At 69.5% G+C, this 6,000-nt stretch carries 5 protein-coding genes and 9 pseudogenes; 5 read left to right on the top strand and 9 right to left on the bottom strand.

Annotation, left to right across the window (positions count from 1 at the left end):
• Positions 1-159 (bottom strand): transposase (locus FF86_RS36065; protein WP_206778971.1); only part of this gene is annotated, 159 nt, incomplete at both ends.
• 724 nt (positions 160-883) lie between these two features.
• Between FF86_RS36065 and FF86_RS32125 the strand changes: the two genes are divergently transcribed.
• Complete coding sequence (locus FF86_RS32125) at positions 884-1,753, top strand: class I SAM-dependent methyltransferase (protein ID WP_236705861.1); 870 nt, start codon at positions 884-886, stop codon at positions 1,751-1,753.
• Here the strand turns inward: FF86_RS32125 and FF86_RS17145 are convergent.
• From FF86_RS17145 to FF86_RS50765, 3 genes and pseudogenes are all read right to left on the bottom strand, one after another.
• Complete coding sequence (locus FF86_RS17145; protein WP_044885732.1) at positions 1,722-2,318, bottom strand: TetR/AcrR family transcriptional regulator; 597 nt, start codon at positions 2,316-2,318, stop codon at positions 1,722-1,724. The genes FF86_RS32125 and FF86_RS17145 overlap by 32 nt on opposite strands.
• 8 nt (positions 2,319-2,326) lie before the next feature.
• Positions 2,327-2,822, bottom strand: a pseudogene (locus FF86_RS17140) (cysteine hydrolase); the annotation flags it as partial.
• A gap of 1 nt (position 2,823) precedes the next feature.
• Positions 2,824-2,914, bottom strand: a pseudogene (locus FF86_RS50765) (cysteine hydrolase); the annotation flags it as partial.
• A 315-nt stretch (positions 2,915-3,229) separates the two neighbouring features.
• Between FF86_RS50765 and FF86_RS50760 the strand changes: the two are divergent.
• The 4 genes and pseudogenes from FF86_RS50760 to FF86_RS17130 all read left to right on the top strand — a co-directional run.
• Positions 3,230-3,438 (top strand): annotated as a pseudogene (locus FF86_RS50760) (DUF72 domain-containing protein); the annotation flags it as partial.
• A 1-nt stretch (position 3,439) separates the two neighbouring features.
• Positions 3,440-3,992 (top strand): annotated as a pseudogene (locus tag FF86_RS50755) (DUF72 domain-containing protein); the annotation flags it as partial.
• Position 3,993: 1 nt separating this feature from the next.
• A pseudogene (locus FF86_RS50750) lies at positions 3,994-4,081 on the top strand (DUF72 domain-containing protein); the annotation flags it as partial.
• Between the two features lie 182 nt (positions 4,082-4,263).
• Positions 4,264-4,677 (top strand): hypothetical protein, encoded by a 414-nt coding sequence (locus FF86_RS17130; protein ID WP_044885729.1) that lies wholly within the window; start codon positions 4,264-4,266, stop codon positions 4,675-4,677.
• Positions 4,678-4,822: 145 nt separating this feature from the next.
• On the opposite strand, the pseudogene FF86_RS50745 reads toward FF86_RS17130, so the two are convergent.
• The 5 genes and pseudogenes from FF86_RS50745 to FF86_RS66790 form a co-directional block, all read right to left on the bottom strand.
• A pseudogene (locus FF86_RS50745) lies at positions 4,823-5,025 on the bottom strand (acyl-CoA dehydrogenase family protein); the annotation flags it as partial.
• A gap of 1 nt (position 5,026) precedes the next feature.
• Positions 5,027-5,656 (bottom strand): annotated as a pseudogene (locus tag FF86_RS50740) (acyl-CoA dehydrogenase family protein); the annotation flags it as partial.
• A gap of 1 nt (position 5,657) precedes the next feature.
• Positions 5,658-5,758, bottom strand: a pseudogene (locus FF86_RS50735) (hypothetical protein); the annotation flags it as partial.
• Position 5,759: 1 nt separating this feature from the next.
• A pseudogene (locus tag FF86_RS50730) lies at positions 5,760-5,822 on the bottom strand (hypothetical protein); the annotation flags it as partial.
• A gap of 1 nt (position 5,823) precedes the next feature.
• A partial coding sequence (locus tag FF86_RS66790; RefSeq protein WP_242418934.1) for an acyl-CoA dehydrogenase family protein occupies positions 5,824-5,971 on the bottom strand: 148 nt, incomplete at its 3' end.
• Positions 5,972-6,000: the final 29 nt, after the last annotated feature.

Genomic DNA, 6,000 nt, shown 5'->3' with positions numbered 1-6,000 from the left:
GGCGGTGTCGAGCAGCCCCAGCCCACACGCGGCCTTCCACCGCAGATCGCACCGCAACGCCTGCACCGTCTCGAAATCCGACAACCCGTGCAGGCTCTGCAGCACCACGGTGGCCGCCAGCACCTGCGGTGGCATGCTCGGCCGTCCGTTGGACGACGGNTACATGTCNGTGAACATCTCCGCCGGGAACAGCGCCTCCCGATGCTCGGCCAGGAACGCGAACACACTCCCCGCCGGGATCAACTCCCGGCAGGTCTCCCACACGTCCGGCCCGATCAGCTCGCCCACCCACTCACCCTGCATGATCACAACACTGGCGTCGACCACCACACCAGAACCCGGACCCGCAAGATTTTCAGTGGTCTCCTAGAGACCCACTCCCGCGTGGACGGGAACGGTGACGTCATGCCCGTGAGGGTCGGGGTTGCGAAGTCGGTGATGGCTTCCCTTGACGCGCACCGGTCTCCTGGTATAGCCGCGCGATCGCCCACTCGATGGGTCCGGTCGGTATCCGCGACCACAGGAAGGCGCTGGCGTGGCGTCGACTCAGGGTGGTAGGCGGTAGCTGTGGTCATTCCTCGCACCGCGATAGCCGTTCGGCACGTCCCGTTCGAGGATCTCGGCATCCTCGAACCCCTGCTGTCCGAACGCGGCTACCGCGTGCGGTACCTCGACGCGGGCGACAGCGACGCGGGCGACAGCGACGACACGTCCGTCGGCGCGGTGGACGCCGCGCTCGCGGACGCGGACCTGGTGCGCGGCTGGCCGCGCGTGCCCGCCTGGTGTTCCACGCGTGGCTCGACCAGCTCGACGCGTCGCGATGAGCCGGGGCGGGCCGCCCGGTTCGCCATCATGGGCTATGTGGGGCGCCGGAGAAGCCGCGGTGTCGGCGGAGGGGCGGGCGATGGCCGGGGAGCAGGCCCGTCGGTGGGAGACGGTGCTGCGCACGATCGTCGGGATGCTGCCGGCCGGCGGGGTGCGGGTGCTGGTCGACGGTGCCGACGACGGAGGCATGACCGGGCTCGTCGCCGGCTGGATCGCCGACGAGGTGCGGGCGACGGGTCGGGACTGCGATCGGCTCGTGGGCGCCGCGTCGATGGGTGAGGACGGTGGGGTGGCGGTCACTGATGCTGCGTCGTGGCGGGCGGACGCGCCGGCGGGTGGGTGGGATGTCGTCGTCCGGCTGCGCAGCAGGCGGGTCCGCGGCGACGACGGTGGGCGTCGCGCCGACGTCGTCGTGGATGTGGATGACCCGGCCTGGCCGGTGATCCGTCGGGTCGCGGACCGGCTGGCGGGCGACGGCGGCTGGCACGTCCGGGAGAGCCAGGCGTTCTTCGGCGTGCGCGCCGCGACGTGGGACACGAAGTTCGGCGACGACCTGCCCGCCTACGCTGCCGCCGTCCGCGAGATCGGTCTTCGTCCCGGGGCGGTGGTCCTCGACGCCGGGTGCGGCACCGGACGCGCGCTGCCGGCGTTGCGGGACGCCGTCGGTCCCACCGGCAGGGTGCTCGGCCTGGACGTGACTCCGGAGATGCTCGCCGCTGTCCGCCGCCCGGCTCGGACCGATGCTCGCCGCCTCCGGCTGGCGGCTGGACAGCCACGACGACCCACCGCACCGTTTCCTGGCTCTCGCGACCCGTCAGGTGGTCGTGGCGGCGCCGCGGCGGGCGTTGTAGAAGACGACGTCGTCGCGGCGGTCGCGAGACGGCCGACGGTGACGGTCAGGCTGGTCGCTCCCCCGCCTGCCCGGTGAGATGGCCTCGAACCGTGTCGAGGAATTCCTGCGACAGCTCGCTGCTGTTGACCGCTCGAGCGATCAGCATCGCGCCCACCATGGTGCTGAGGGTCGTGACGGCTCGTTGCCGGGCGGCCGGATCAGCGGTGCCGCCGACTCCGCCGACGGGTTCGCCGATGAGCTCGCCGATGAGCTCGAGATAGAGCTCCACCTGGTGGGTATACGCGGCGCGAGCCCGCTCGCCGCTCCTCGCCACGTCGCCGCCCACCGCGACCACCGCGCAGCCGGTTGCCGGGGAGTCACGGTGGGCCTCGGTCAGGTACTGGTTGATCAGGCCGGTGAACCCGTTCTCGGCGGCCGCCGCCATGCCGTGCTCGAACTGCGTTCTCATGTGCTCCACCGCCTCGGCGACGAGGTCCTCGCGGGAGCGGAAATGACGGTAGAAGCCGCCGTGCGTCAGCCCGGCCTCCTGCATGAGTTCGGCCACCGCGGGGCCGTCGAGCCCCGCCTCGCGGAACCGGGCCGCGGCGACGCGGACGACCCGGTCGTGGCTCGCCGCCTTGTCCTGCTGGGAATGTCCCATGGGTCCGCCTATCCGGTGGGCAGTGCGGGGAGGAGTTCTCTCGTCGACACGATGGAGTGGGCGTAGGTGGGGCCGTTGATGTCGTGCGCGGCGTGCATCGCCTCCGCGCTGCCGGCCGCGGTCGCGTCCTTGACCAGCGTCACGTGGTAGCCCAGTTCCGCACCGAACCGGCCCGTCGACTCCACGCAGGTGTGCGCCACCAGACCCACCAGGATGATCTTCTCGATTCCGTGCTGCTTGAGCTGGAAGTCCAGGTCGGTGTTGGCGAAGCCGCCGGAAACCCAGTGTTCGTGCACGACGACGTCGCCCGGCCTCGGGCCGAACTCGGGGTACCACTGCGCCCCCCAGCTTCCCGCCGCGAGCATCGCGCCGCTCTGGATCGCCCGCTGTCCCGACGTGAGGTGCTTCCAGTTGTCGAAGTCGCCGGGCTGCCGCCGCCGGTGCGGCGCCACGAAGACCTGAATGCGCGCGGCCCGCACCGCGGCCAGCACCTCGGCCAGATGCNGGTGCAGGTCGACGGCGCCGGCGATCTCCCGCACCACCTGCCAGATCTTGCCCCCCTCGGCGAGGAACTCGTTGTACGGATCGATCAACACCAGCCCGGTCCGGGCACGGTCGTATTCGACGTTGGTCACTGCCCCACGCCTTCCGCATCTCGTGGCGAGGCCCCACGCTCCGACCACTCNCCACTTGGTGGATGACCACGATCATCCAGAACAGGATGATAATCATCATCCAGAATGTCAAAACGGTGGCGCGGCGTTCTGGGCAAGCCGGGGCGGACGCGACGCCGGAATACAGTGCAGACGGGTCAGTCGCAGACGGGTCAGTCGCAGGCGAGGCGGTCGGAACCTGGCGAGCGCGCTCGGGCCCGTCCGCCACGGGNANGGGTGAGGCACGAAGGGGGGACCATGCGACTGCAGGTGGGATGCGCGATGTGGACGCACAAGTCGTGGCAGGGGCGATTCCTCCCGCATCCGCTTGCGCCGCACGAACGCCTGCGGCACTACGCCGGCTGGTGCAACGCGGTCGAAGGGAACACCACCTTCTATGCGACTCCGACCCGGGACACCGTGGCCTCGTGGGCGCAGCAGACCGATGCCGACTTCCGCTTCGTGCTNAAGCTGCCGAAGGTCATCACGCACGAACGCCGACTCACCGACGTCGACGAGGCCCTGCACGCCTTCCTGGCGGCGATCGAGCCACTCGGCCCGCGGGCCCATGCGGTCTGGATTCAGCTACCGGGATCGTTCGCGCCCGCCGACGTCCCCGCGCTCGCCCGCTTCCTGGGCCGGCTTCCCCGGTCCCACCGGTACGCCGTCGAGGTCCGCCACCGGGCGTTCTTCGACGATCCCCGGGCGATGCGCACGCTGGAGGCGGCACTCGCCGTCGCGGCCGCCGAATGGATTCCCTTCGACACCACCGCCCTCTTCCGCAGCCCGCCGACCAGCGATGCCGAACGGGACGCCTGGACCAAGAAGCCGCGCGTGCCGCTGCGATCGGTCGCGCTGACCGACCGGCCGATCGTCCGCTACCTCGGCCGCGACGATTCCGCCCGGACGGTCGAAGGCTGGCAGCGTTGGGTCGACGTCGTGGTCGACTGGCTGCGCGAGGGCCGCTCCCCCACCGTCTTCATCCACACCCCGGACAACGCCGACGCCCCGGAACTCGCCCNCCGCTTCCACGACGAGGTACGGGCACGCGTGCCCGCGTTGGCGCCCCTGCCGCAGCCGATACCGACCGCGCCCGCGACCCTCTTCTGACGCGAGCCACCTCCACGGTCGCACGACGCCATTGTTGCCCGGCCATGAAATACCGCGGCCGGACTGCTGCCACCAGCCCTCGACATTCCCTTTTTCCGCGGACGAGGCCCGATTCTCCGTGCAACGATGCTGATACCAGGTCTGCCGACCAGCAGCAGCCGACCAGCGTGGGGGATGTTCACATGAGTGGTGTCACGAATCTGACCGTACTCGTCGACGACGAGCCGACACCGGATGGCTGGATCAAGATAGGCAAGGATCTCAACGCCGGCGCTGGGGGCGCCTACCTCTATTTCGCCTACGAGCAGGGTTCCGGTGCACCTATCACAAACATCATCTTCCTGCTGAGCAAGGACGAGTCGGCGCCGCCGAGCTATCACCGCATCGATGTCGACCTGAACAAGGGCGCCGGCGGCGCCTACATCTACACCGCCTTCACCCGCGAAGCCCACCTGGGCAGCCCGATCGAGGATCTGGATGTCATTCTCGGCGACAACAGCGGGATCCAGCCGCAGGCACCGTGGCGACGCATCGATGTCGACCTGAACAAGGGCGCCGGCGGCAAGTACGTCTACCTGGTGTACCGGAACGCCTGAGGATTCACCTCGCCGAGCACTGCGCGAAAGTCCGCGGGCCGCTCGAGGCGGACACGCGGCCGTCGGCCCCGACCCGGGCGCGGCCGTGTGCGTGCGACGCCCCTCCCAGCTTGTGGGAAACGAGCGGGAGGGGTCGCCGCGGGGCTCAGAGGCCGAGGCTGCGCCCGATGATCTCCTTCATGATCTCGTTGGTGCCGGCCCAGATCTTCGTGACCCGGCCGTCCATCCAGGCCTGCGCGGCGCGGTATTCGGTCATGTAGCCGTATCCGCCGTGAAGCTGCACGCAGGCGTCCAGGACGGCATTCTGGACTTCGGAGGACCACCATTTCGCCTTCGCCGCGTCGACGGNGGACAGCTGTCCACGACTGTGGGCCGCGACGCACGAGTCGACGAAAGCCCGGGTAACATCGATCTTCGTGACAAGCTCCGCCAACAGAAACTTGTTGTGCTGAAAGCTGCCGATGGCGGCGCCGAACGCCTTGCGCTCGGCAACGTACTCGAGCGTCTCGCCGAGGATCTGGGTGGCATGGGCTATGCTGGAGACGGCGACGCTGATGCGCTCCTGCGGCAGCCGCTCCATCATGAGCGGGAATCCGCGGTTGACCTCGCCGATCACCGCGTCCCCCGGCACCCGCATATCGGTGAAGAAGAGCTCGGCCGTGTCGGATTCCGGCTGGCCGACCTTGTGTAGTTTGCGGCCCCGAGAGAACCCCGGGGTATCCGCCGTGACACCGAACAGCGTGATGCCGCGGGCGGCCTTCGCCCCCGGATCGGTCCGCGCGGCCAGCACCACGAAATCGGCGGAGTAGCCGTTGGTGATGAAGGTCTTCGATCCGTTGATGATCCAGTCCGAGCCGGCCGGGACCGCGGTCGTCCGCAACGCGGCCAGGTCGGAGCCGGCCGCCGGCTCCGTCATCCCGATCGCGGCGACCACCTCGCCCGAGCAGAACGCGGGCAGCCAGCGCTTCTTCTGCTCCTGNGTGGTCAGGTCCGCCAGATAGGGCGCGACGATGTCGGTGTGGACGCTGAACGACGACGCGACCCCGGCGCTGACCTTGGACAGCTCCTCGACCCAGACGGCNTTGAATCGGTAGTCGTGCACACCGCTGCCGCCATGCTCCTCGTCGACACCGAGGCCGAGGAAGNCCGCGCGGCCCGCCTCGTGCCACACGTCCCGGGTGATGACCCGATCCGCGATGAACTGGCTGTAGCCGGGACTGACGAACCGCTCGACGAACGCGCGCACCGACTCCCGGAACAGTTCATGATCATCCCCGTAGAGCGTGCGTTCCACGTCCGACCTCCTCACCTGTCCGGGCGCCG

Source organism: Frankia sp. CpI1-P (genome assembly GCF_001421075.1).
GTDB lineage: Bacteria > Actinomycetota > Actinomycetes > Frankiales > Frankiaceae > Frankia > Frankia torreyi.
The sequence above is the reverse complement of the archived record's forward strand: the minus strand, read 5'-3'. Positions and strand labels throughout refer to the sequence as shown.